The organism is Simiduia aestuariiviva, from assembly GCF_014192475.1.
Classification (GTDB): domain Bacteria; phylum Pseudomonadota; class Gammaproteobacteria; order Pseudomonadales; family Cellvibrionaceae; genus Simiduia; species Simiduia aestuariiviva.
On sequence record NZ_JACHXZ010000001.1, the window covers coordinates 501,772 to 524,113 of the forward strand.

A 22,342-nucleotide genomic window follows, 5' to 3' on the forward strand; every position below is an offset into this window, starting at 1 on the left:
AGCCCAAAAGCGACCTCTGTGGTAGAACGAATCTGGCCAGAAAAGAGGCCAGCAGCAAAGCTAGACGGAAAACTCGACTGAAGGCACAGTGTAGCGCCCTTTTTTCTTTTGAATAAATGGCCTGCTCAGGGTAGATGCCGCTCCAGCCATTTGGCAATGGCGGGTAAACTGCGCAGAAGGGCGATAGTGTAATGAAGATGGGATTGGTGAGTGACGCAAGTACAAGTAATCACAGGCTTTTTGGGGGCGGGTAAAACCACCCTGCTGCAACATTGGTTGTCACGCAAACCGGTGGCAGAGCACTGGGCCGTATTGGTCAACGAATTTGGTGAGCTGGGCCTAGATGGCGCTTTGCTGGGCGCTGCAGGGGCAGATGACATCACCATTAAAGAAGTGCCGGGCGGGTGTCTGTGCTGCGCTAACGGTCTGCCGTTTGCCTTGGCGCTGCAGCATCTGCTGGGGCGGTTGAAACCGCATCGGTTGTTTATTGAGCCCTCTGGGTTGGGGCACCCACGGGAAATATTGGCGGTGCTGCAATCGCCCCAATTCGAAAATTTTGTCAGCTTGGCCCCCACGGTGACCCTGGTGGACCCACGCAAGCTGGATGATGCGCGATATACCGACCACGCCATTTTCAATCAACAGATTGCCGTCGCCGATGTGCTGGTGGCGGCCAAGTCCGATCTTTATCCCGCTGACACCATCGCGCGCATAGCGGAATACTTGGCCGCCTGCGGTTGGCCCGCGCGGCCGGTGTTGGACGTGGTCGCAGCGCAGGCTTTACCGCCACAGACGTCAGCCATTCGACGGGCGTCACAGGACTTGCTCCCCGATGCTGCACCGCTGCTGACGTTGGCGCCGCGCTACAACGCCGAAGGCGTTTTTTATACCAGCCGCAGCGCCGAGGGTTTCTGCGCGCAGGGTTGGGCATTTCACCCCGCGTTGGTGTTCGACGCGAGCGCCCTGGAGCTGGCCTTCGCGGCGCTACCCTGCGAGCGGTTAAAGGCGGTGATGCGAACGCCAGAGGGCGCCATTGCCTTCAATTTTGTCGATGGCGTGATGTCACAGCGGTCGCTCGCCGAGACGCCGGATTCCCGGTTGGAGCTATTGACGCACACACCGTTAGACGCAGCGGTTGTTACCGATACCTTGCTCGCCCTCGCTAGCGACGACAGGCGTGCTCCAGACACCAGCGCTTAATTTTGGCTTTGTCCGCCGGTCGCTGGCAGCGAAATTCCGCCGCGGCCAACCTACCGTCTGCCATTAAGCGCTGTAAGGCGCCCGCCTCAATTTCAACGATCAGTTTTGCCGATTGCTTTTGGTTCATTGCTGCCTCCGTGTCGGAATGTTTAATCAAAAAGCCTTGCCATTTGTTATATCGCAAATGATAATCATTATCAATAAGTGGATTGTTGGTAGGTGAGAGGACGAGGCGATGAAAAAAATAACGGGATTGTGTAGTTATCATCAGGCACAGGTGGCGCGCTCACCCGCGCACGCGGCCGTATATTGGCAGCGGGCCATGGTGTTGGCCGCGGACGCGTGGCAGCAACAGCAATGGCCGCAAGCGCATCAGGCTTTTACCTGTGCATTTGATATTGCGTCGCTCTGGGTGACCGATGTGGGGCGCGGAAGCCGCTCGAGCTTTGGCGAGCGAGAGCTGGTCACCGCTACGCAGCAGTGGATGAGCATGGCGCAGCGCAATAACCAAGCGCACGCTGCAAAGACGGCTCTGTGGTTTACCTATCGATACCTATGTCGGCAATTGTGCACGCCGAACACCTTGGCGAGGCGCGCCGCACTGAAACAGTACCTGCAATGTGTCGATGAATTTTCCGAACACTTGGGACAAATCGCGGATGTGACGCTGCCCTTGCAGTAGCGATGTTGTTGCGCGGGCACAATGTTTATTCCGTCAATATGAAAAGCCGGCGTTCAATTGCAGAGCCCAGTATGCGCTCTGCAATTGATGCGCCGTTCTGTCAAAAGGTGACAGCAGGAGAGCAATGAAACAACGTAAGCCCGATGAATCGCTGCACGCCTGCAGCGCGGGCAAATGCTTAGCGAGTGCTCGCTTTGAATTCCTGCAGGGCTGCATTGTATTCAGCCGCGACCGCGTACACTTGATCCACTAGCGCATTGTGGGCGCGCGTCGAGTGTACACATTTCAAATATTCGCGCGTGGCGGTCACGTAACTTTTTACATTTTCTTGTGTTGACAGCATGGCAGCAGTGCTACGTTCGGTGGGCGCAGGAATGCTCGGTGCCGCCGGTTGCGTCACACTGTCGCAATTGCTGGCAAGTGCGGCGCTGCCCATTAGCGATAGCGCAGTGGTTGCGAGAGTGATTGAAACGGCCTTTGTAATAGGTGCTGTAAAACGCATGGCAATTACCTCGTTGGTGAATCCCTAAAAAAATAAATCGAATCGGCGATCTGCCTAACTACGACTCTGTTATTGCATTGGTCGTGCCAATTTTTAAAAGCACAATAAAAAATAAAGTTTGCGCAATAAATGTAAATAAATTGGCGATATTCTTGGTGATAAATGTTGGGTTTCTTTAGGCGCAGATCAAAGGCGATGAAAGCTTGGTAAGTATTGGTGCATTAGAAATGGTTAAAAAGCTGAGATGCACAGATCTGGAGCATGGCGGGATATTGGGGGTGGAGAGGATCGGCGCTGGTGGCACTGAGGGTGTTGTGGGCGTCGATGACTTAACTTTGAAGTAACGCATTCTCGGCGCAGCACGCACAAATGCATTGTTCGGAAGATACCACCGCGCGCAGTGTCTCGGGGAATTGCTGCGCGCGGCACCAGCAATCGGTGGCGCCGGGATTTGCGGCGATTGCACATTGATTGTCGGCGCCACAAACGGCGCACTGGCGGGCATCAGTCGGTATCGCGCTCCCAGTTATTTGCGGTGCATGGGTCATGCTGGATGCGTCCCATGGAAGTTGAGCTGCCAGGACACGCCAAAGCGGTCGGTAATCCACGTAAAGGCTTCGCTAAAACCATAATTGTCGAGCGGCATTAACACGTGGCCACCCTCGGCCAATTGCGCCAACAAATCGCATTGCTGTTCGGCTGATACGCACTCAACAAAAAATGAATGGGCGGGCGTGAAATCAAAGTCGTGCCCAGTGGGACTATCGATGGCCATAAAGGCCTGCTCTGCCAAGGTAAAACGCGCCAGCTTAATGGTGCCCGGTTGGCCCGGGCCCTCTGGGCCGTAGGTTTCTAATTGCGTGACTTCCGCGTCGGGAAAGCATTCACAATAAAGTGCCAGTGCCTCTTTGGCGCGACCGTTGAACATAAGGTATGGCGTAATCTGTGGCATGACTGAGCCTATTGAACTGCGGAGCTTTTACCAGTTTAGCGCGCCAGTGGGCTTCGTGAGATAGCGCTCGCTCAGTGGATAATACGTTTTGGCGATAACCAGCGCGCGATTAAGTACTGCATTTCAATTCACGCGTCATTGCGTACGGGCCAAGCCGCCTCAGCGTTGGGCTTTTAACCCTTTGCCAACCACATATACTTCGCGCGATCGGGGTCGAGAGGCGTCGGGTTTACGAATGACAACTTTTTCGAACACCGCGCGCACATCTTTGATGTATTGGTCATAGCCCTCGCCGTGAAAAACCTTGGCTAAAAAATTGCCTTTGGGTTTGAGGGTTTGTTGGGCCATGTCCAGCGCCAGCTCCACCAAATACATGGAGGCAGCTTGATCCGCGGCATCGACGCCACTGATGTTGGGCGCCATGTCGGATATCACCAGATCCGCTTGAGCGCCACCCAATGCGGCCATAATTTCGTCAAATACGGATTCTTCTGTAAAGTCACCCTGAATAAATTCCACTTGATCCAAGGGGTCCATGGGCAGAATGTCAGAGGCGATCACACGGCCTTTCAAACCCACTAAATGGCCCGCGACCTGTGACCAGCCGCCAGGTGCCGAGCCGAGGTCGAGCACCAGCATACCTGGTCGGATTAGCTTGTCTTTGTCGTTGATCTCTAACAGCTTATAGCTGGCGCGGGAGCGATAGCCGTCTACCTGCGCCTTTTTCACATAGGGGTCGTTAACGTGCTCTTCGAGCCAGCGGTTGCTACTTTTTGATCGAGCCATAGGGTTTCCATCGCGCTGGGCTTGCAGCCCTCAAACTTTAGGGCGCCATTGTACGCGTCCGCTGATGTGGCCGCAAAAGCAACAGTGGCGGGCTGCTATTGGCCGGCCACAGCGGTACAATTGCCGCCTTGTCTACACTATAGCCTTTCAACCTTTGCCGGAGACACCGGCCAGGACTGACCATGATCCGCATTACCGAACTGTCATTGCCCCTTGATCATCCGCCCGAGGCGTTGCGCCACGAAGTCGTGGGTCGGCTTGCTATCGCCGATGATGCGCTGCTGTCGATGACAGTGTTCAAGCGCAGCTACGATGCGCGCAAAAAAAACAGCGAAATTAAATTTGTATATATCGTGGATGTGGAGGTGCGCGACGAGGCGTCAGTGCTGAGCCGCTTTAATGCCGATCCCCATGTAAAGCCCGCCCCCGATACCCATTACTATCCGGTCGCTAGCGCGCCCACTGAGTTAACGGATCGGCCGGTAATTATCGGCTTCGGCCCCTGTGGTCTATTTGCCGCGCTGACGCTCGCACAGATGGGGTTCAAGCCCATTGTGTTAGAGCGAGGTAAAGAGGTGCGCGCGCGCACTAAGGATACCTGGGCGCTGTGGCGCAAGCACACGCTGACTCCCGAATCCAACGTGCAATTTGGCGAGGGCGGCGCGGGCTTGTTTTCCGATGGCAAACTCTACAGCCAAATCAAAGACCCAAAATTCTACGGCCGCAAAGTGATGCACGAATTTGTGCGCGCCGGTGCGCCCGATGAAATTTTGTACGTGAGCAAACCCCACATCGGCACCTTTCGCCTGACTGGCGTGGTGGCTGCCATGCGCGAAGAAATTAAAGCCCTGGGGGGTGAGGTGCGCTTTCAATCTAAGGTGACCAACCTGCTCGTTGATCAGGGGCAGGTGCAGGGCGTTGCCTTGGCCGATGGCACCGAAATTCAAAGTCGTCATGTGGTGCTCGCCCTGGGTCACAGTGCGCGCGACACTTTTCGCATGTTGCATGAGCGGGGCGTATTTGTTGAAGCCAAACCCTTCGCCATAGGCTTTCGCGTCGAGCATCCGCAGTCGTTGATCGACAGGGCGCGGCTGGGAAAATATGCCGGACATCCCGAGCTGGGCGCGGCCGATTACAAACTGGTGTATCACGCGAACAATGGTCGCGCGGTGTACAGCTTTTGCATGTGCCCGGGTGGCACAGTAGTGGCGGCAACCTCCGAACCTGAGCGCGTGGTGACCAATGGCATGAGCCAATATTCGCGCAATGAGCGCAACGCCAACGCCGGCATTGTGGTGGGTATTAATCCGGAGCAAGATTTCCCGGGTGGCCCGTTGGCCGGTGTGGCGCTGCAAGAACAATTGGAAAGTCAGGCGTTTGTGCTCGGTGGCCGCGATTATTGCGCACCGGGGCAACTGGTGGGCGACTTTATTGTGGGGCGGCCTTCCACGGCGTGGGGCGAGGTCGAACCGTCCTATAAGCCGGGGGTGAACCTTGGCGATTTGGCACCCAGCTTACCTGGCTATGCCATTGAGGCCATTCGCGAGGCGCTGCCCGCCTTTGGCAAACAGATTCGCGGTTTTGATCGCGACGATGCCGTGTTGACCGGTGTGGAAACGCGCACCTCATCGCCGGTGCGCATCACCCGCGATCGCGATTCGTTGCAGAGCCTAAACACCCGTGGCCTCTACCCCGCGGGTGAAGGCGCGGGCTATGCCGGCGGTATTCTGTCGGCCGGTGTGGATGGCATCAAAGTGGCAGAGGCCGTTGCCTTGTCTATCTTGGCTGATCACGTGAGTGTGCGATGAAATTTGATGATTTAAAAAAACTGCACCAAAAAAAATACCGGCAACAGTTCGGTCACTTTTTGGTTGAGGGTGAACATTTAGTTTTAGAGTTGCAGCGCGCATTAACGCGCGGGACGTTGGCGAGTGGGTCCGTGACCCTTTACGTGAGCGAACGCTACGCAAATTTTGCGTCGCCATTCGAAAAAGTATTGCTCAATGATCGACAAATGTCGCAGCTCTCTGACACTAAATCGCCACAGGGCATAGTTGCCTTGGTGCCACTGCCGGAAGCGCCCACAACAATTCAGCCCGCGGGCAAGGCCATCTATTTGTGGCAGGTGCAAGACCCCGGTAACCTGGGCACAATTTTGCGCACGCTGGCGTGGTTTGGCGGCTTTCGATGTTTGCTGAGCCCCGGCAGCGTAGATCCGTACAACCCAAAAGTCGTGCGCGCCAGTATGGGCGCGATTTTTCATGTGCCTTTGGAGTTGGATGTGCCCTTGGCCGCCTTGCCCGATCGCTTTGCTCGCATTGGTTGCTTGGATTTGCACGGCGAAAGTGTGGTTGCTGACAACTTTGTGGCGCAAGATTGTTTTGTATTTGGCAATGAGGCACAGGGTGTGCCGCGCGAAGCACTGTCGGCAATGGGCGCAAGCGCGTTTACCATCGCCGGCCAAGGCGCCATCGAATCGTTAAATTTAGCATCGGCAGTCAATATCTGCGCCTATGAAATACAGCGGGCCCAGGGCTAACCGAGGTGGGTTGCTGAAGCGAGGGCAGTGGGGCGTCGCAATGGCTGAAACAGCTGGCGCCGAAAAATACGCAGCAAAATACCCTCAGTAGAACCAGCAGTTAGTGCAGTTGCGCAAAGCTACACAACAATGCGGTTGGCGGCCAGTGTGGCGCTCATCGAGCAGGGGCTTGGCCCGCACGACAAACGCCGCTATGGCTATTCAGTAATTTCGGAATAGTAGTGCTTGCGACACACGGACACATAGCGCGAGCTATCGCCGATTTCGATTTGCTCGCCCTCTTTAACGGGGCGGCCTTCGCCATCTACCCGCAACACCATGGTCGCCTTGCGCCCGCAGTGGCACACGGTTTTGATTTCAGACAACTTGTCGGCCCAGGTTAGCAGGTACATGCTGCCTTCGAAGGGGTTGCCCAAAAAGTCTGAACGCAAGCCATAGCAGAGTACGGGAATGTTCAGCTCGTCGGCAATTTTTGCCAATTGACGCACTTGGGCTTTGTTTAGGAATTGCACTTCATCCATCAAAATGCAACTGATGGTTTTCTTTCGCAGTTGTTCGTTAATCTCCAGCCAAAAATCGGTGTTGCTATCAAACAAATTGGCATCGGTGTCGAGCCCGATGCGGGAGCTGATTTTGCCAACGCCAAAGCGATCGTCGATGGCTGCGGTGTACAAGCTCACTTCCATGCCGCGCTCGCGGTAGTTATAGGCGGACTGCAGCAGGGTGGTGGATTTACCGGCGTTCATCGTGGAATAGTAGAAGTAAAGCTGTGCCATGGGGCGAACCGTTCTCAGTTGTGGGACTGGCGCACTCTATCACAGGCTGGCCGTGGCGCTGTAGTGCGGTTGCGCGCTAGCGCTGCTTGGGCGCGTAGGGCAGTGGCTGGCAGTTGGCCCTTTGATACAGCGGGTGCCCGGGCGCGCCGGAGCCGTTAATTTTTAGGCAATGGAGGTTGGCGATGCGTTGGCACACCTGCGTCGCGCGCTGGCGATAATCGCCGTCGTTGCCCCAAGCCGCCACCACCAGCGCCGATTGCTGGGCCAGTTTACGCAGCCAGCGATTATTTTGGGGGCCAACCGGGTCTTCGGCTTGTTTCATGTGGGCGGGGTCGGTGGCGCGGAATGCGAATAAATTGGCCATGATGACCCCACCATAGCCCCAGCTTTTGGCAAAATTTATGCAGCGTCTGAGCGTGGGGTCGTCCTGCTGCTCGTCCGCCGTGGAGGGGTTTAAGCCGATGAACATCACCGGTGGCAGGTTGTCGTCCCACGTGCGCCAAAGGGCGTAGCGGTAGGTCCTGCAGGGCGAAAGGTGGGCGGTGTTTTTCATACAGCAGCTAGTGGTCTATTGCTAAGCGCACGGCTTCGCGTACGTGAATGTCGGTGGTGTCATACAGGGGTATGTGAACATGCCGGGGCTCCACGAGCATGGCGATTTCGGTACAGCCTTCGACGATTGCGGTGGCGCCTTGATCGTGAAGGTTGCCCATGATGCGCACAAAAGCCTGCCGCGATGCATCCTCAATGGTGCCAAGGCACAATTCGTCATAGATGACGCGATGCACCAAGGCCCGGTCCTGTGCATTGGGCAGCAGCACCTTTAAATTGAATTGCTCGCGCAATCGCCCCACGTAAAAATCGTCTTCCATTGAAAATTGAGTACCCAGAAAGCCCACAGTCCTATGACCATCGTTGACCAGTGCGCGCGCGGTGGCATCGGCGAGGTGAACGAGAGGAATGTCGACCGCCGCAGCGACTTCCGCTGCGACCTTGTGCATGGTGTTCGTGCAGATCAATACCATGTCGGCGCCACCGCGTTGCAAATTTTTAGCACTCGCTGCCAATGTCTCAGCACATGCTTGCCAATTGCCGTTGAACTGCCAGTCTTTTATCGGTTGGAAATCCAAGCTGTCCAGCAGAATTCGCGCCGAATGGTGCTGTCCTAATTGCGCTTTCACCGCCGTGTTCAAAGCCCGGTAATAGCGCTCGGTTGATTCCCAGCTCATGCCGCCAATAAGGCCAATTTTTTTCATGGATGCCGTTTCCTTGCGCCGTGTTTAAGTCCCAGGTGGCTTGGGAGGTACCAGTGTACTTGATTTGCGGTCTACCATGTGCCCGAGTGACGCCAGACTACGCTTGGTATCTACCTTATGTTGTTGTCGCTGGTATAGTTCGCTTTTTCAGGGAGGACCATTGATGTTTATACCCAAGCATTTTATCGGGCAAGGTGATGCCTACGCTTTCATAGCCGCCAACAGCTTTGGTCAGTTAATTGGTGCAGTTGATGGCGTGCTAAGTTGTACCCATCTACCTCTATTGCCAAGTGCCGAATTGCCACATACCGAGGGTGGTTGTTTGATTGGCCATGTGGCGCGCGCCAATCCGCAGGCGCAATGGCCCGATGGCCAGCCGGTAATGTGCGTGTTTGCGGGACCGCATGGTTATGTGTCGCCCAGTTGGTACGAACAGTCGGGCGTGCCCACGTGGAATTACGAGGCGGCACACGTGCAAGGGCACCTGCGGTGGGAAGATGACGCCGAGGTGGCCCAGTCAATTCTGTCCCAGTTGACCGCCTTTTATGAGGCGGCCGAGGCTAGCCCATGGCTGCCGGACTATCCGGTGTCGATGTTGCGCGGCATTCGCGCTTTCCGCATAGAGATCACCGGCGTCGAATTCAAACAGAAATTAAGTCAAAATCGATCCCGCACTGATCGAGAAGCTGTAATTGACGCTGTGCGAGTGCGTGGCAATGCAGCGCTTGCCGATGCAATGAGCCAATGCCTGCCCGACGCCTAGTTGGATAGCGCTGGGTTGTCGGAACTAATAATTAATAGAGGAAAGACGAATGCGAACAGTACATGCTATTTGGCTGGCTATTTTTGGCGCCGTTTTTATTTGGTCAGCCATTGAACCGAAGGATACCTTCACGTGGTTTTTAGAGGTGCTGCCCGCGTTGATTGGGTTGGTGTTGATTGTGACCACGCGCAATCGTTTTCCGCTGACACCGATGCTGTCCGTATTGATTCTGGTGCATTGCGTGATCCTGATGGTGGGGGGGCACTACACCTACGCGGAAGTCCCACTCTTTGACAGTATGAAAGAATGGTTTGGATTCGAGCGCAATAACTATGACAAAGTGGGTCACTTTGCCCAAGGCTTTATACCGGCCATCCTCGCGCGTGAAATTTTGATTCGCAAACAAGCGGTAAAAATCGGCGCTTGGCTCAATCTTTTTGTCGTTAGCATTTGTCTTGCCTTTAGCGCATTTTATGAGCTGATTGAATGGTGGGTTGCTGCCGCAACCGGCGAAAATGCAGAGGCGTTTTTAGGGACGCAGGGCTACGCGTGGGATACCCAGTCGGACATGATGTATGCGCTAATTGGCGCAATATGTGCGCTGGTGTTCTTGGCGTCTTGGCACAATCGTCAGTTAGCACGGCTGGATTTACACAAGCGTCAGTAATTTTCTGATGTTCGCGGCGCTTTGTTTTATGGCGTGGTGCGATTGAATGATCGCATTTGCCGCTTACTGGATCGGTGGCAGTGAAAGCGGAATGAGATCGAGATCTGATTTAGGAAATAGCTTAGGGTTAGTTCGCCTAAGTTGATCCAATGTGTCTTGAAATTCTGCCACTAAAGCGTCGTCCACATCAGCACTGAACGCATAGTAAAGCGTCGATGCTTTTAGGTAAGCCACTACCTCATAGTCGCCTGGTTTGAGGTCTATTTTTTCCAATATGGCCCATGCGGTCGCCGGCGCTACGGGCCAAACGTCAATGCGGTTGGCTTGTAGCATGCGTGCAATACTCGTCACGTTATTGCCGAGCGCCAACTGACTGGAATTTAGCTTTAATGGCGCCAAAAATTCGTTAGTCACATCATCGCGCACTACGCCAAATCGCAATGGCCGTAACTGTTCCACCGAGGTAACTTGTAAATGGCGACTTTTTTTCGCCACTAAAGCCACATGCTCCTCCACGATGGGGCCCGCCCATTTGAACAGCGACTCGCGCTCTGGCGTACGGCTGGTAGAGAACAAAACACGTCGGTTGCCATTGAGTGTTTCATGCATGCCCCGGGCCCAGGGTTTAAATTGAATATCCGTTTTATTGACGGGGCTGTTCATGCTGACGCTGGCGGCCACCAATAGCTCTACGGCCCAACCGCTTGCTGTGCCATCTTCTAGGTGGTTGTAGGGCGGGTAGTCCTCCGATATAAAAACCAGTTGATTGAGCTGCGCGACGGGCGGAGCGGTTCCCCCTGCTTCCGCTGCCGAGCTGCCAAAGATCGAACTGGCGATTAACGTGAAAAGGAGAAGTGAGAATTTTAAAATGTGAGTTGCGCCGCTATGTGGAGCTTTAAGTCGCATAAACATATATGAAGTGCGTATTAAAGCGTTACGGAGAGTCTGGCTGTAGATAAAGCTGACTTTTCTGGGGTTTGAATTCCGATGTTGGATGGAGACCTCTAATGGTGTCGATGGAATCTTGCAGCTGCTTAACCAGCGCATCGTCCACATCGGCGCTGAATGCATAGTAGAGCTCCATGGACTGTAATACGTAGACCACCTCGTAGTCGGATACTTTGGCGCCGATTTGCTTGAGCAGCTTTAGCGCGCTCGACTCGCCGTAGGCCCAAAGATCTACGCGGCCACTTTGCAACATCTTCGCTATGCTTTCTGGCTGCACGCCAAGTGTGATTATGGTTTTTTCCAATCGCAAGTCGCGCAAAAACAATTCGCCCACATCGTCGCGCACTGCGCCCACGCGAAAGTGGTCTAAATCCTGTAGCGAGTCCAGCTTGATATTGCGCGACTTTTTGCCAATCAACACAATATGATTGTTGCCAATGGGGCCGGCCCACTTGAATAACGCCTCGCGCTCTGGCGTGCGTGTGGTGGAAAATAACACGCGATTGGGACCTTCAAGCGCATTGTGAAACGCTCTCGCCCACGGCTGCAGTGAAATGTCACGTGCATTCACGGGGCTACCTGCCAATGCGGTAGCAGCAATGAGCAGCTCAACAGCCTCGCCCTTGAGTACGCCTTGTTCTTCGTAATTAAATGGGGGATAGTTTTCGGTTATATATTGCAAGTCACTCAGTGTCTGCGACTTTGCCAGTGGCGAGACCAAGCTTACTGTGAGCAGGAGTGTTAAGCTCAGGCTTTTAAAAATAATCATTCTCATTGCAATGGTTCCCAAACTGCTAAAAAAGGTACCCGTACCTTGCAGTATAGGGGAGCATTTTAAGGCTGCAGTAGAGTTCTAATACCTTATGGTTATATCTAAAGATTTCATCGTCAGATCAGCGATATTAGCGGATGTACCTGAGCTGGTGCCGCTGTTTGCAGCCTATCGCACCTTTTATCAATTGACGTCAGATGCCGCGCAGCTAAAAGCGTATTTGTCGGCGCGATTGAGCGCCGAGGATTCGCAGATATTTGTGGTTCAGGTGGGTGAGCAGTTGGTTGGCTTTACCCAGTTGTATCCTGCATGGTGCAGTCTTGCATTGGAGCGCTACTACACCTTGTATGATCTCTATGTGACCGAAAGCTACCGACGCCGGGGGTTGGCGGCGCGGTTGATGGCGGCAGCAACTGACTGGGCAGGGCAACAGGGCGCGGATCGCTTAGAGCTGGCCACCGGCGTGGATAATCGAGACGCCCAAGCGCTCTACCGTGCGATGGGTTGGCAGCGGGATTGCGCGTTTCTACACTTTTCGTTGCCGCTAAATTCGTAAGCCGCGCGACGCTAAATTAGCGGGATTGCACCGACACAAAGATCGAAAGTGGTTGAGGTTTGCAATAGAAGTAACCTTGAGCGCGATGAATATTGAGTGCAGTGCACAGCTGCGCTTGAGCCTCGGTTTCTATGCCTTCCATCACTACGTCTAAATCCAGGGCAAAAATGAGTTCGCTCAATCCCCTGAGCATTTTTTCCCGCTTGTCTTGCGGCTCAGTCAGGAGCAGGGAGCGGTCGATCTTAACCGTGCTAATGGGCAGGTCGCGCAGATGGGATAGCGATGAGAAGCCGGTGCCAAAGTCATCGAGTGCCAAGTGGTAACCGTGGGCAACAAACTCTGCTAGCAATGTATGAATGGATTCAGACGTGTCGAGGATGGCGGTTTCTGTTATTTCGAATTCAATTTGGTTTGGTTTGATGTGGTAGTGCGCGGCCTGCTCATCGATGAAGTGCAGTAGCTCAGGATCTTTAAGCTGCAAGGGTGAAAGATTGATCGACAGATAACAGTTGTCGTTGCGAAACGGCGGGTGATTGGCAAACACGTCCTGAATCACCCAGCGCCCAATGTCCATGATTAAGTGCGATTCTTGCGCGACTGGAATAAATTTGTCAGGTGAAACAACTGCGTTGTTGTGCGTCCAGCGGATCAGGGCTTCATAGCCGTTAACTGCGTTGTTCACGGGGTCTACGATGGGTTGGTAAAACATCACAAACTCTTGTTTTTCCAGTGCATGTCGCAAGCCTTCCTCTATGTGTACGCGCGCGATAAATTCCTGCTGCATGGATTCCTGGAAGTAGCAAATCTGTGCCTTGCCGAGTCCCTTTGCTTTGTGCATGGCTATGTCTGCCTGAGACATCAGCTGATCCTGATCCACAGAGTCGCGGCTTTGAATGGTGATGCCAATGCTAAGCGATGCGTAAAAATTGAAGCCGTCAAAGCTAAATGGACTTTGCATGACTTGCAAAATTCGCAGGGCTGCCTGATTGGCTTCGGCAGGGGATTTAACGTTGTCTATCAGGACGGCGAATTCATCGCCACCAATGCGCGCCAATAATTCTCCGCCCCTTAGGCAGCTGGCGATGCGGGTGGCGATTCGTTGCAATAATTGATCGCCGTAGGTATGGCCCCAAGTGTCATTAATTTTTTTAAAGTTATCAACGTCTATGAAAAATAGTGTAATAGGGCAAGGCCGTTTACGTTGCTTTAACGCAAGCGCGACACTTTCTTCAAATATGAACCGGTTTGCCAATCCCGTTAGGTTGTCTCGCTCGGCCAGCTCTTTCACTTGATTGAAGCTGGTTTTGAGTGCCGATTCCAACTCGTTTCGCATGACCGACTTGGCGATAGCCATTTTCAACATGATGGGATTGATGCCGGACTTTAATATGAAGTCCTGTGCGCCTGCGCGTAGGCATTCTATGGCCAGATTTTCATCGTCCATGTTGGATATCATGACGATGGCGGTGTTTTTATTCTCAATTAATTGTTTGATTTCTAGAATGAACTCAACGCCGTTGATGCCTGGCAGTAGATAGTCGAGCAAAATGACATCGTAGTCTTGAGCCGAAATTTTTTCACGTGCTGAGCTGGCGCTTTCTGCTGCGTCGATATAATAGTTTTCCTGAGTCGCCTTTAGCGAGCGTGTGATGCTCATGCGGTCGACGATGTCGTCGTCAATTAGCAGTATGCGCATGGTTATTCACCTGGCTCTGGCATTTTGACAATGCGCCAAAACCCGTCGAGCATGCCAATCAGTTTCATGAATTGTTCGCCGCTTTCGCTTTTGACAAAGTAGCCAGCGATGAATTTTTCGTAAGCTTTTAGCATGTCTTGCTCATCGGATGAAGTGGTCAGGACAAACACTACAGCGTCTTTATTTGCAGGGTCTTTTCGCAAGGTGTCTAAAAACTCATGGCCGGATATTTTGGGTAGGTTGAGGTCCAGCAAAATAATGAAGGGTTTGGGTACTAGGTTGTTGGCAATTAGTTCCAGCGCTGCCTCACCGTCATCTGCGCGCACAATCTTGTTGCCGATGCGCTGCTTTCTAAAGCTGCGCTCAATGGTCATAGCATCAACATCGTCGTCTTCAATGAGCAAAAGTGTGATATCAGTATTACTCATCTTATTCTCCTTTTTTAGTGGGAAGCCAGATTGTCACCAGTAAACCGCCCTGCTCGGCTTTTCCAAGTGTTACTGTGCCGTCTAGGCTATCGACCACTTTAGCGATGATTGCAAGCCCCATGCCACTGCCCTCGGTTTTATCTTTGGGGGTTAAGGTCGTAAACGGGCGCAGCACTTTGTCAAAATAAGTTTCGGGGATCCCGCAGCCATCGTCGCCAAAGTATAGTACAAGGCCAGCATCGTCTTGCGTTGCTTCGATATAGATATTTCCCTTCTTATGTGTGTGGTGCTTGATGCTGTTGTTGACTAAATTTCGCAATAGCGTTTCTATCGGCACGCGCGGTGCAAACACGGTGATGTCGGGGCAGTGCAGGGTAAATGTTTGCTGGATGTCGTACATGCTTACGATATCGCCAGCGAGTTCATGCAGCGCAATGTCTTCTACGTCTTTGTTGAGTCGGCCCGCTCTAGAGTAGTGCAATAGGTCGTCTAGCAGCACCATCATGCGCTTACAGCGCGCGCGAATGAGCGCAATTTGATTGCGACCTTCCTCGGGCAGCAGCGCGCTGAAATCTTCTTCCAGCCAATCGCTAATATTTTTAATGCCCACGAGTGGCGATTTGAGGTCATGGCTAGCCACAAAAGCAAATTGGTCTAGTTCTTCATTGCTTTTCGCCAGTTGGGTGATGGTTTTGTTCAATTGTTCAACCAGTGCTTTTTGTGAGTCGATACAAGTGCAACTTACAGTAATGAGTATCGATTTACTTTCTGAGGAAAAGCGGGACGCGGCGCGGGCTTGCATCCAGGACGGCCGCGCAGAGCGAGTCAGTACAATGTCATAATCGTTGGTGATGCCACGCTGGTTCGTTATTGTGGTTATTTCATTGATGAAATTCCGGGCGTTTTGGCCGCTGATCAATTGGTCGAATTTTTTGCCATGAATGGTCTCTTGCGTCATTTGCAGCCAGTCGTAAGCGGTTTGGTTGGCTTGCAAAACCCGGAGCTGGCCATCGAGCACGAAAATGCCGTTGGTGCTGGCATCAAAGGCACTGTTGATTAACGCCTGCTGGTGTTCGATCGCTTTCAGCTGGCCCACGGATTCGTAAAGATCGGCGATGAGAACCACAAACTCGCGGGTGTTGGGAATAGGGGCAATGTGGACCGCAATGGGAGAGTCCTTCCGGTCGGTGGTCCTTGCGGTGAACTCTGCTTCACTTGGCGCGTTGATGTAATCTAGTGCATCTATCGCCGTGTGCGCGGCTAATAAATCGGCAAGGAGGCCAGCATCGGGATCGTGTAGGCGCTTGTTTTTGTCTTTGATTTTGCCCGTGTGGTCAATGATGGCGAAACCTTCGGAAAAGGTGTCGATGGCCTGCTTAAAGCTGACATAGAGGTGTGCAGCTTTCGCTTCTGCCTGCGTCCGGCGATAGATACTGCGAAACAAAAAAAACATCCCAGCCAGCACCAGTAGGCTCAGTGCTAGCACAAACGTTCGCGTACCGTTATAGAGTGGATTGCCGGTGAGCGACACGTGGGGCATGCGCAGTTGCAGTTCCCCGTTTGCGAGCGGCAGTCGTGCAGTTTTTGTGTGCGCGCCGTCGGTCGCGTGGCGCGTGTCGGCGAGCATTGTGCCTGCAGGGTTCAGGAGTGCACAGCGATAGCCTTGATCTTCACAGAGCGCCTCAATCATGGGCGCAAGGCGTGACACGCTTAACGACCGGCGTTGGCTGTTGCTCAACACATCCTGCCCGTCGTTTGTGCGAAGTAGTTGCAGTGTGCGCAGCGCGGCGTCCGGATCTTGGTGTGCGCCTTGGGGCAGCAGTTCGTGTGATTCCAAAAAGAGTGCTATGCGTTGCTTGAGGCGTTGCACATCTTGCGCGGATTGTTGCGCTAACCAGATTTCGCCATTGCGTATGGGTACCAATTGAATGGCTAAAAATACCACGGCGATCAGCGGCAAGCCGCAGGCAATTTGCCAGTGCAGTGGGCCCGACGGCAGCGTTTGACTCTCTCGATAGCGGTGTAACAGCAGCCCCCCGCTTATGACGCTGACGGCCAGTGCTGTGTGAACAGCCATGGCGGTGAAGCGCCCCCAGCCGTAGGCAGGTGTGAGTTGTGTGATGTAGCCCACGATTGCCAAAAGTCCGAGTCCTAGCGCGAGCGCGGCGCTTGCCGTGGCCAAGGCGGGCCAGCGCCATTGCAAAGGACTGGCGGCGAAGGCGATCAACATAAATGACAGGGCAGTATTGGGTGCCATGCGACCAGGGTGGGAGGTGCCCACGAGAATGTCGTGGCGAGCGAACAATTGATCGATACCAAAATCTGTTTGCAGCAGGTACTGCAGCAGTGTGGCGCAGGGCAGTAGAAACAGGGCCGCACTGAGGAGCGAGTTTGGCAATGCGCTAGTTGTTTGTCGCAATAGCAATCCCGCAGCGAATAAGAGGCACAGTGCGGTGTTGTATTGCATGGGCACCCAATTGGGCGAGATTTGTACAATGGTGCTGTTATGGGTGTGCCAGCCGAGCATCACCAGCAACCCCAACAGGGCAGCGCAAGAGGCGGGAACTAAAAGAGGCCATTGGCGACGCATGGTCTCGATCATCATGAGCTAGAACTCACCGAGTGTGTGCACTCTAGTGTAGTAGAGATCGCTACTGGCAAGGCCGGCAATTGCGCCCAAGCGCCGGGCAATGGGCGCTTGGGTTGGGGCTGGTTATTTCACGTTAAACGTTGCGCCGCGCAAAGTCTGCGCGGCAGTAGTTTCTACTTAAGTGAGGTTGACCACTTGAATTTCGCCGAGGTGTTTGTCGCGTACGCGTTTGACAATCAGGCTGTAAAACAGGGCTAGCACAGCGCTGGACAGCACAAACCATAGGCTGGCGAAGAGGGGTTGTTCGAACAGGTGGCTGAGCTGCCACAGGTTGGAGGCGATCCAGTAAGACAGCATCAGACTCCAGGCCAAAGAGAAGCGTAGCCAGCCCGAGCCCGCTTCCCGCTGCATGGCGCCCAAGGTGGCAACGCAGGGCGCATACAGCAGCACGAAGGCCAAGAAGCAAAAGGCCGCCCACGCCGATGGGAACAGGTTGGCGATGGGGCTGTTGGCGATGAGATTCAGTTCCGCGTCGGGTTCGGCCTCTGGCTCTATGCCAAACAGGGCCTTGCCATTGTCCGCGACGCTGCCAAAGGCGAGGCCCAAATCGCCCATAAAGTCGGGCATTTCGGTGCTGGTCAGGTCGCCGCTTTCGTCTTCATTGGTGTACAGGGTTTGAATGGTGCCGACCATCACTTCTTTGGCAAAGAGGCCTGAAAATAAGCCGAGCGTGGCTTGCCAGTTGTCTTCACCAATGCCGATGGGTGTCAGCACGGGGGTCAATTTCTTGCCGATCCAGGCGAGTGCCGAATCGGGGCTGCCAGGTGCGCCCCAGCTGCCGTCAGTTTTTACCGCGCCCAAGCACGAGAGCACGATGACAACCAGCATAATGCGCTTGCCAGCGCGCATCATGAAGCTGTGTAGCCGGTGGCCCGCTTGGGTGAACACGTTGCGCCAAACGGGGCGTCGGTAGGAGGGCATCTCTAGAATCGAGGGCTCGTGAAATCGACCAAACAGGGTTTTGCGCAACAACCAGGCAGAGCCCACCGCCACGATAATGCCGAGCAGGTAGAGGCTGAAGATGGCAAGGCCGGCGTGCTCGGGGAAAAACGCACTGCCCACAAACACATACACCGACAGACGCGCGCTGCAGGACATAAACGGTGCGATAAAAATGGTGGTCAGGCGCGCGGAGATGGAGTTGAGCGAACGCGCCGCCATGACAGAGGGCACATTGCAGCCAAAGCCCACAATGAGTGGGATGAACGCTTGCCCTGGCAGCCCGATGCGACTCATAACGCCGTCGATAACAAAGGCGGCGCGGGCCAGATAGCCCGAATCTTCTAGCCAACTCATACATAGATAGAGTGCGCCAATGACGGGGATGAAGGTGGCGATGAGTTGAACGCCCGCGCCAATGCCGTCGGCCACAAAGGCGATAAGCCAAGCTGGGGCCTGCAGGGAGGAGAGCACCCAGCGCAGACCCTCCACAACCCAGCTACCGAGCCAAATGTCAAAAAAGTCGATGAAAATGGCGCCAAATTGCACCGAAATCATAAACAGCAGGTACATCACCAACAAAAAGCTGGGGATGGCCAGTGCCGGGTGCAGCAACCAGCGGTCAATCCGTTCGGTCAGTGTGGGTTCGCCGGTAAAGGTGGTGGCGCGGTCGATGGCCGCCAATAAGCCACTGTGAGATAGCGGTTCGTGGGGCAGGGGGTTGCAGCTGCAATCCACCGCGCCGGCATCATCTTGTGGCAGCGGCTGGCTCGCCAGCGCGTTGCCAAGGGCTTTATTGAGGGCCGCAATGCCGGTGCCCTTGGCCGCCGAAATTTCAATCAAGCGGTCGCCCAGCAACGCTTTGAGCTCGGTGGTGTTGAGCTCTAAGCCGTGGTCAGCCAGGGCGTCCATCATGTTCAGGGCGATGACCACGGGCTGGCCAGTGGCCATAATTTGGGGAATCAGCTCCGCCTGTCGACGCAGTTGGGTGGCGTCTAGCACCAATAAAATGGCATCCGGTTCGGAGGACTTCAGGTAGTCATTGGTGATTTTGGCGTCGATGGACAGCGGGCAATCGGTGAGCATGTGCACACCGGGCAGGTCGATCAGCTCTACAGCTTGGCCGTCGAGCTTGAATTCGCCAATTTTTTGCTCCACCGTAACGCCGGCCCAGTTGCCCGTGCGCTGATTGGATTTTGTGAGTACGTTAAATAGGGTGGTTTTGCCACAATTGGGGCTGCCCACCAGGGCAATTTGTTTCACAGAGAGGCCTTCAAGGGTTAAACGGTGACTTCAATGGCCGCTGCGTCTTCCTGGCGAATTGCATACAGGGCACCCTGTATCTTGGCTTGCATAGGGCCGCGGCCCACAGCGCGATGCAGCACCTCGATGGGGGCGCCGGGGGCGATACCCAGCTGAGCACAGTGGCTACGCAGCACGTTGCTGTCGCTGTTGACGGCGACAACGCGGGCTGATTGGCGAAGATTGAGCTGATCTAATGTCACAAATCCGTCCTGTACTGGCTGGGTGATATTGTCATCTCGTCAGTGCCGTGGCACGGTAACAAAGATGAGAACCATTATCTTTCGTAATTATGTTCTTCTCTTTGTCTAACATCAAGGTCTAGTTATCGCTTGGGGCTGGCCGTGCCCAATTATCAGCGGCCAGCCAGCTATTGTTGGGGCACGCTATTTAGGAGTAAGCGCGTTGAGTTCCACCCGTTTTATGATTGTGATCGCCGCTATGGTGGCCTTGTCGCCACTGGCGATGGACAGCTATTTGCCGGCCATGCCCTTGCTTGCCGAACACTTGGGTGTCACCACCGCCGCCGTGAGTTGGACGGTGAGTAATTTTTTGCTGGGGCTGGCGGCGGGGCAGCTGCTTGGCGGCGCCATCTCCGACCAAAAGGGGCGCCGGCCGGTGGCGTTGATTGGCTTGCTGGTGTTTACCGCGAGTTCACTGCTGCTGGTGTGGTCGAGCAATCTCTGGTGGGCCAATGGTTGGCGATTACTGCAGGGCTTTGGCGGTGGGCTGATCATGGTGGCTGCCTCCGCCATCGTGAAAGATGTGACCCCGCCCGAGAAGCTGGCCGCTCAGATTGCCCAAATCGTTTTCGTGGTGATGCTGACGCCTATCCTCGCACCTATCGTGGGCTCGGCCATGCTGCCCCTCGGTTGGCAGAGTATTTTCTTATTGTCGTTTGGGGCGGCGGTGGTGATGCTGTTGGTGGTGGCGATGGCGGTGCCCGAAACCAACCTGCACAAAACCGGTCAGCTATCCCTGTCCGCCGGCTTGGCCCAATATCGCTATGTGTGGCAGTTTCGCAAGTCGGATATGTATCTGGCGCGCTGGCAAGCGCTAAGCTTGAGCTTTAGTGGCTTGTTGGGCTTGGTGTTTGTGACCGTATCTAGCCCGCTGCTCATGGAGAGCTATGGTCTGTCGGGCGCCGAATTCCCCTACGCCTTTGGTGCCTTTGCGGTGTCGATATTGTTGGGCAACCGGCTCGGTAAATGGTTGGTGGTGCGCCATGCCCCGGCCCGCATATTCCGCACGGGGGTTTGGGTGCAGCTAGCGGCGGTCAGTGTGTTGGTGGCCGCCGCGCTGGCGTGGCAACCGCCGCTGTGGTTGATGTTGGCGACCATCATGGTGGCCATTGGCACGGGTGCAGCGATCGGCCCCTCAGGCTCGGCCATGTTTCTCAACGTCTTAGACCGCTACTTTGGCAGCGCCACTGCCTTTGAAACCACCGTGCGCTTTAGTCTGGGTGGGTTGCTGGGCAGCGTGGCGACGGTGTTGCCGATGAAATTGCCGCTCGCCATGGCACTGATCATGCTCATCAGTATTTTGGTGAGTATCATGCTCACCTACGTCACCCGCCGAGCATGGCAGCCATGACCCAAAGTCTGCGCAGCCTGAGGTAAGTGGTTGTCCGCCCGCGCATATCCTATCTATTGCCTATACTGGTGCTAAATAAGTACGGACAGTTAAGGACCACCGCCCCATGAAGAGTGCACCGGAACACCCCAGAGAAAGTGAACGCTTGGCCCTGCTGGATCAATTCCAAATTATGGATACAGAGGCAGAGCAAACTTTTGATGAATTGACGGAGCTGGCAAGCACCATCTGCGGCACGCCCATTTCGTTAATCAGTTTGGTGGATCACGAGCGCCAGTGGTTTAAATCGCGGGTGGGGCTGACGGCCTCAGAAACACCCAAGTCCATTGCCTTTTGCTCCCATGCGATCCTGCAAGATGAGGTGTTTACCGTCAATAATGCCCTCAAAGATGATCGCTTTGCGGATAATCCACTGGTGACCGGCGCGCCCGATATCCGCTTTTACGCCGGCGCGCCGCTGGTCTCGCACGATGGGTTGCCCCTCGGCACCCTGTGTGTCATTGACCAGACCGCCAAATCCTTGACTGGTGAGCAAACGCGCGCGTTAAAAATTTTGGCGAAGCAAGTGGTGTCGCAATTGGAGTTGCGCATTAAAAACCGCAGCTTGCAGAAAATGAACGAGAATCGCGAAAAGGTTTTCTCGGTAATCGCCCACGATTTGCGCGGCCCGTTTAACAGTATTTTAGGATTTTCTCGCCGCTTAACGGGCAAGTCTGATGTCATGCGGCCAGAGCGCATTACGGAAATGGCCGATTCAATTTTGAATGCCTCGATGACCGTGTACCAACTGCTGGACGAGCTGTTGCAGTGGTCCTTGCAGCGCATGGGCGCCTACAATCTGAATATGCGCCGGCAACTGCTATCCCACATGGTGGATGCCGATCAAAAGCTGTTGCAAGACTCCCTGGATGTGAAAAACCAAACCCTTCGAAAAAATTTCTCGGATGCGTTAGAGGTGCGCGCAGACGCCACGCTGGCGAGTGTGGTGCTCCGAAACCTCATATCAAACGCCATAAAATTTTCGCCGCCCGGTAGCGCCATCGAAGTGCAGGCGGCGGAGGTGGGCACCATGGTCGAGATTAGCGTGCTCGATCGCGGCCCCGGGATTTCTCCGGTGTTAGCAGAGCAGCTTTTCAAAGGGCCGGTAGAGAGCCACTTAGGCACCTATGGCGAATACGGCCACGGCATTGGCTTAGGCTTGTGTTACGACTTTGTAAAAATGCAGGGCGGTGAAATTTGGTTGGATCGGGTGGGCTCTAGTGGCTCCAAAATCACTTTTTCGTTGCCGCGAGCCAATTGACGATCGTTGTCTTGTTGGGCCGCCACGGCTATGAT

Annotated in this window: 25 protein-coding genes; 11 read left to right on the forward strand and 14 right to left on the reverse strand. The window is 54.5% G+C overall.

The window, feature by feature from the left end; genetic code table 11:
- Positions 1-210 precede the first annotated feature (210 nt).
- The gene (locus FHS30_RS02405; protein ID WP_183907936.1) at positions 211-1,200 is read left to right on the forward strand and encodes a GTP-binding protein; all 990 of its coding nucleotides are present in this window, start codon (positions 211-213) and stop codon (positions 1,198-1,200) included.
- Here the strand turns inward: FHS30_RS02405 and FHS30_RS02410 are convergent.
- A complete protein-coding gene (locus tag FHS30_RS02410) occupies positions 1,163-1,327 on the reverse strand; it encodes a hypothetical protein (protein WP_183907938.1) in 165 nt (54 codons plus the stop codon). The genes FHS30_RS02405 and FHS30_RS02410 overlap by 38 nt on opposite strands.
- A gap of 108 nt (positions 1,328-1,435) precedes the next feature.
- Between FHS30_RS02410 and FHS30_RS02415 the strand changes: the two genes are divergently transcribed.
- From FHS30_RS02415 to FHS30_RS02420, 3 genes are all read left to right on the forward strand, one after another.
- Positions 1,436-1,882, forward strand: coding sequence for a hypothetical protein (locus FHS30_RS02415; RefSeq protein WP_183907940.1), 447 nt, complete (start codon positions 1,436-1,438; stop codon positions 1,880-1,882).
- A gap of 124 nt (positions 1,883-2,006) precedes the next feature.
- Positions 2,007-2,135 (forward strand): hypothetical protein, encoded by a 129-nt coding sequence (locus FHS30_RS17265; RefSeq protein ID WP_281368176.1) that lies wholly within the window; start codon positions 2,007-2,009, stop codon positions 2,133-2,135.
- 88 nt (positions 2,136-2,223) lie between these two features.
- Positions 2,224-2,412, forward strand: coding sequence for a hypothetical protein (locus FHS30_RS02420; protein WP_183907942.1), 189 nt, complete (start codon positions 2,224-2,226; stop codon positions 2,410-2,412).
- A gap of 301 nt (positions 2,413-2,713) precedes the next feature.
- Here the strand turns inward: FHS30_RS02420 and FHS30_RS17430 are convergent, their stop codons facing one another.
- The 3 genes from FHS30_RS17430 to rlmE form a co-directional block, all read right to left on the reverse strand.
- Entirely contained in the window at positions 2,714-2,932 is a 219-nt protein-coding gene (locus tag FHS30_RS17430) for a cysteine-rich CWC family protein (RefSeq protein WP_183907944.1), read from the reverse strand.
- On the reverse strand, positions 2,929-3,336 hold the full coding sequence (locus tag FHS30_RS02430; RefSeq protein WP_183907946.1) for a VOC family protein: 408 nt from the start codon (positions 3,334-3,336) through the stop codon (positions 2,929-2,931). The genes FHS30_RS17430 and FHS30_RS02430 overlap by 4 nt, the downstream gene beginning before the upstream one ends.
- Before the next feature lie 159 nt (positions 3,337-3,495).
- A complete protein-coding gene (gene rlmE / locus FHS30_RS02435) occupies positions 3,496-4,122 on the reverse strand; it encodes a 23S rRNA (uridine(2552)-2'-O)-methyltransferase RlmE (protein WP_183907948.1) in 627 nt (208 codons plus the stop codon).
- A 182-nt stretch (positions 4,123-4,304) separates the two neighbouring features.
- Between rlmE and FHS30_RS02440 the strand changes: the two genes are divergently transcribed.
- Both FHS30_RS02440 and FHS30_RS02445 read left to right on the forward strand, forming a co-directional pair.
- Entirely contained in the window at positions 4,305-5,930 is a 1,626-nt protein-coding gene (locus FHS30_RS02440; protein WP_183907950.1) for an NAD(P)/FAD-dependent oxidoreductase, read from the forward strand.
- Positions 5,927-6,661, forward strand: a complete 735-nt coding sequence (locus tag FHS30_RS02445) for a TrmH family RNA methyltransferase (RefSeq protein WP_183907952.1) — start codon at positions 5,927-5,929, stop codon at positions 6,659-6,661. Before FHS30_RS02440 ends, FHS30_RS02445 begins: the two co-directional genes overlap by 4 nt.
- A gap of 197 nt (positions 6,662-6,858) precedes the next feature.
- Here the strand turns inward: FHS30_RS02445 and FHS30_RS02450 are convergent, their stop codons facing one another.
- The 3 genes from FHS30_RS02450 to FHS30_RS02460 form a co-directional block, all read right to left on the reverse strand.
- Positions 6,859-7,437 carry a thymidine kinase gene (locus FHS30_RS02450; RefSeq protein WP_183907954.1) on the reverse strand — a complete coding sequence of 193 codons (579 nt, stop codon included), beginning with the start codon at positions 7,435-7,437 and terminating at the stop codon, positions 6,859-6,861.
- A gap of 76 nt (positions 7,438-7,513) precedes the next feature.
- The gene (locus FHS30_RS02455) at positions 7,514-7,990 is read right to left on the reverse strand and encodes a DUF1643 domain-containing protein (protein ID WP_183907956.1); all 477 of its coding nucleotides are present in this window, start codon (positions 7,988-7,990) and stop codon (positions 7,514-7,516) included.
- Positions 7,991-7,997: 7 nt separating this feature from the next.
- A complete protein-coding gene (locus tag FHS30_RS02460) occupies positions 7,998-8,693 on the reverse strand; it encodes an aspartate/glutamate racemase family protein (protein WP_183907958.1) in 696 nt (231 codons plus the stop codon).
- 163 nt (positions 8,694-8,856) lie between these two features.
- Between FHS30_RS02460 and FHS30_RS02465 the strand changes: the two genes are divergently transcribed.
- A complete protein-coding gene (locus tag FHS30_RS02465; protein WP_183907960.1) occupies positions 8,857-9,456 on the forward strand; it encodes an FMN-binding negative transcriptional regulator in 600 nt (199 codons plus the stop codon).
- A 49-nt stretch (positions 9,457-9,505) separates the two neighbouring features.
- Entirely contained in the window at positions 9,506-10,123 is a 618-nt protein-coding gene (locus tag FHS30_RS02470) for a DUF2238 domain-containing protein (protein ID WP_183907962.1), read from the forward strand.
- Positions 10,124-10,186: 63 nt separating this feature from the next.
- Here the strand turns inward: FHS30_RS02470 and FHS30_RS02475 are convergent, their stop codons facing one another.
- A complete protein-coding gene (locus FHS30_RS02475; protein ID WP_183907964.1) occupies positions 10,187-11,035 on the reverse strand; it encodes a substrate-binding periplasmic protein in 849 nt (282 codons plus the stop codon).
- Between the two features lie 22 nt (positions 11,036-11,057).
- A complete protein-coding gene (locus tag FHS30_RS02480) occupies positions 11,058-11,846 on the reverse strand; it encodes a substrate-binding periplasmic protein (RefSeq protein WP_246341115.1) in 789 nt (262 codons plus the stop codon).
- An 88-nt stretch (positions 11,847-11,934) separates the two neighbouring features.
- On the opposite strand from FHS30_RS02480, the gene FHS30_RS02485 reads away from it, so the two are divergent.
- Complete coding sequence (locus tag FHS30_RS02485; protein ID WP_183907966.1) at positions 11,935-12,399, forward strand: GNAT family N-acetyltransferase; 465 nt, start codon at positions 11,935-11,937, stop codon at positions 12,397-12,399.
- Positions 12,400-12,415: 16 nt separating this feature from the next.
- Here FHS30_RS02485 and FHS30_RS02490 read toward each other — a convergent pair whose 3' ends face one another.
- From FHS30_RS02490 to FHS30_RS02510, 5 genes are all read right to left on the reverse strand, one after another.
- Positions 12,416-14,095 carry a two-component system response regulator gene (locus tag FHS30_RS02490; protein ID WP_183907968.1) on the reverse strand — a complete coding sequence of 560 codons (1,680 nt, stop codon included), beginning with the start codon at positions 14,093-14,095 and terminating at the stop codon, positions 12,416-12,418.
- 2 nt (positions 14,096-14,097) lie between these two features.
- Positions 14,098-14,523 carry a response regulator gene (locus tag FHS30_RS02495; RefSeq protein ID WP_183907970.1) on the reverse strand — a complete coding sequence of 142 codons (426 nt, stop codon included), beginning with the start codon at positions 14,521-14,523 and terminating at the stop codon, positions 14,098-14,100.
- Between the two features lies 1 nt (position 14,524).
- Positions 14,525-17,128: a sensor histidine kinase gene (locus tag FHS30_RS02500; RefSeq protein WP_183907972.1), complete on the reverse strand. Its 2,604-nt coding sequence runs from the start codon at positions 17,126-17,128 to the stop codon at positions 14,525-14,527.
- Between the two features lie 162 nt (positions 17,129-17,290).
- Positions 17,291-19,375, reverse strand: coding sequence for a ferrous iron transport protein B (gene feoB, locus FHS30_RS02505; RefSeq protein ID WP_183907974.1), 2,085 nt, complete (start codon positions 19,373-19,375; stop codon positions 17,291-17,293).
- 17 nt (positions 19,376-19,392) lie between these two features.
- Positions 19,393-19,617 (reverse strand): FeoA domain-containing protein, encoded by a 225-nt coding sequence (locus FHS30_RS02510; RefSeq protein ID WP_183907976.1) that lies wholly within the window; start codon positions 19,615-19,617, stop codon positions 19,393-19,395.
- Positions 19,618-19,819: 202 nt separating this feature from the next.
- Between FHS30_RS02510 and FHS30_RS02515 the strand changes: the two genes are divergently transcribed.
- The gene (locus FHS30_RS02515) at positions 19,820-21,007 is read left to right on the forward strand and encodes an MFS transporter (protein ID WP_183907978.1); all 1,188 of its coding nucleotides are present in this window, start codon (positions 19,820-19,822) and stop codon (positions 21,005-21,007) included.
- Positions 21,008-21,113: 106 nt separating this feature from the next.
- Positions 21,114-22,307 carry a GAF domain-containing sensor histidine kinase gene (locus FHS30_RS02520; protein ID WP_183907980.1) on the forward strand — a complete coding sequence of 398 codons (1,194 nt, stop codon included), beginning with the start codon at positions 21,114-21,116 and terminating at the stop codon, positions 22,305-22,307.
- Positions 22,308-22,342 lie beyond the last annotated feature (35 nt).

Coding starts and splice junctions, on each gene's coding strand:
- FHS30_RS02520 (WP_183907980.1), top strand. CDS start 21,114: ATGAAGAGTGCACCGGAACACCCCAGAGAAAGTGAACGCTTGGCCCTG.
- FHS30_RS02485 (WP_183907966.1), top strand. CDS start 11,935: ATGGTTATATCTAAAGATTTCATCGTCAGATCAGCGATATTAGCGGAT.
- FHS30_RS02440 (WP_183907950.1), top strand. CDS start 4,305: ATGATCCGCATTACCGAACTGTCATTGCCCCTTGATCATCCGCCCGAG.
- FHS30_RS02420 (WP_183907942.1), top strand. CDS start 2,224: ATGGCAGCAGTGCTACGTTCGGTGGGCGCAGGAATGCTCGGTGCCGCC.
- rlmE (WP_183907948.1), bottom strand. CDS start 4,122: ATGGCTCGATCAAAAAGTAGCAACCGCTGGCTCGAAGAGCACGTTAAC.
- FHS30_RS02455 (WP_183907956.1), bottom strand. CDS start 7,990: ATGAAAAACACCGCCCACCTTTCGCCCTGCAGGACCTACCGCTACGCC.
- FHS30_RS02470 (WP_183907962.1), top strand. CDS start 9,506: ATGCGAACAGTACATGCTATTTGGCTGGCTATTTTTGGCGCCGTTTTT.
- FHS30_RS02445 (WP_183907952.1), top strand. CDS start 5,927: ATGAAATTTGATGATTTAAAAAAACTGCACCAAAAAAAATACCGGCAA.
- FHS30_RS02460 (WP_183907958.1), bottom strand. CDS start 8,693: ATGAAAAAAATTGGCCTTATTGGCGGCATGAGCTGGGAATCAACCGAG.
- FHS30_RS02430 (WP_183907946.1), bottom strand. CDS start 3,336: ATGCCACAGATTACGCCATACCTTATGTTCAACGGTCGCGCCAAAGAG.
- FHS30_RS02410 (WP_183907938.1), bottom strand. CDS start 1,327: ATGAACCAAAAGCAATCGGCAAAACTGATCGTTGAAATTGAGGCGGGC.
- FHS30_RS02480 (WP_246341115.1), bottom strand. CDS start 11,846: ATGAGAATGATTATTTTTAAAAGCCTGAGCTTAACACTCCTGCTCACA.
- FHS30_RS02500 (WP_183907972.1), bottom strand. CDS start 17,128: ATGATGATCGAGACCATGCGTCGCCAATGGCCTCTTTTAGTTCCCGCC.
- FHS30_RS02490 (WP_183907968.1), bottom strand. CDS start 14,095: ATGCGCATACTGCTAATTGACGACGACATCGTCGACCGCATGAGCATC.
- FHS30_RS02465 (WP_183907960.1), top strand. CDS start 8,857: ATGTTTATACCCAAGCATTTTATCGGGCAAGGTGATGCCTACGCTTTC.
- FHS30_RS02450 (WP_183907954.1), bottom strand. CDS start 7,437: ATGGCACAGCTTTACTTCTACTATTCCACGATGAACGCCGGTAAATCC.
- FHS30_RS17430 (WP_183907944.1), bottom strand. CDS start 2,932: ATGACCCATGCACCGCAAATAACTGGGAGCGCGATACCGACTGATGCC.
- FHS30_RS17265 (WP_281368176.1), top strand. CDS start 2,007: ATGAAACAACGTAAGCCCGATGAATCGCTGCACGCCTGCAGCGCGGGC.
- FHS30_RS02415 (WP_183907940.1), top strand. CDS start 1,436: ATGAAAAAAATAACGGGATTGTGTAGTTATCATCAGGCACAGGTGGCG.
- FHS30_RS02495 (WP_183907970.1), bottom strand. CDS start 14,523: ATGAGTAATACTGATATCACACTTTTGCTCATTGAAGACGACGATGTT.
- FHS30_RS02475 (WP_183907964.1), bottom strand. CDS start 11,035: ATGTTTATGCGACTTAAAGCTCCACATAGCGGCGCAACTCACATTTTA.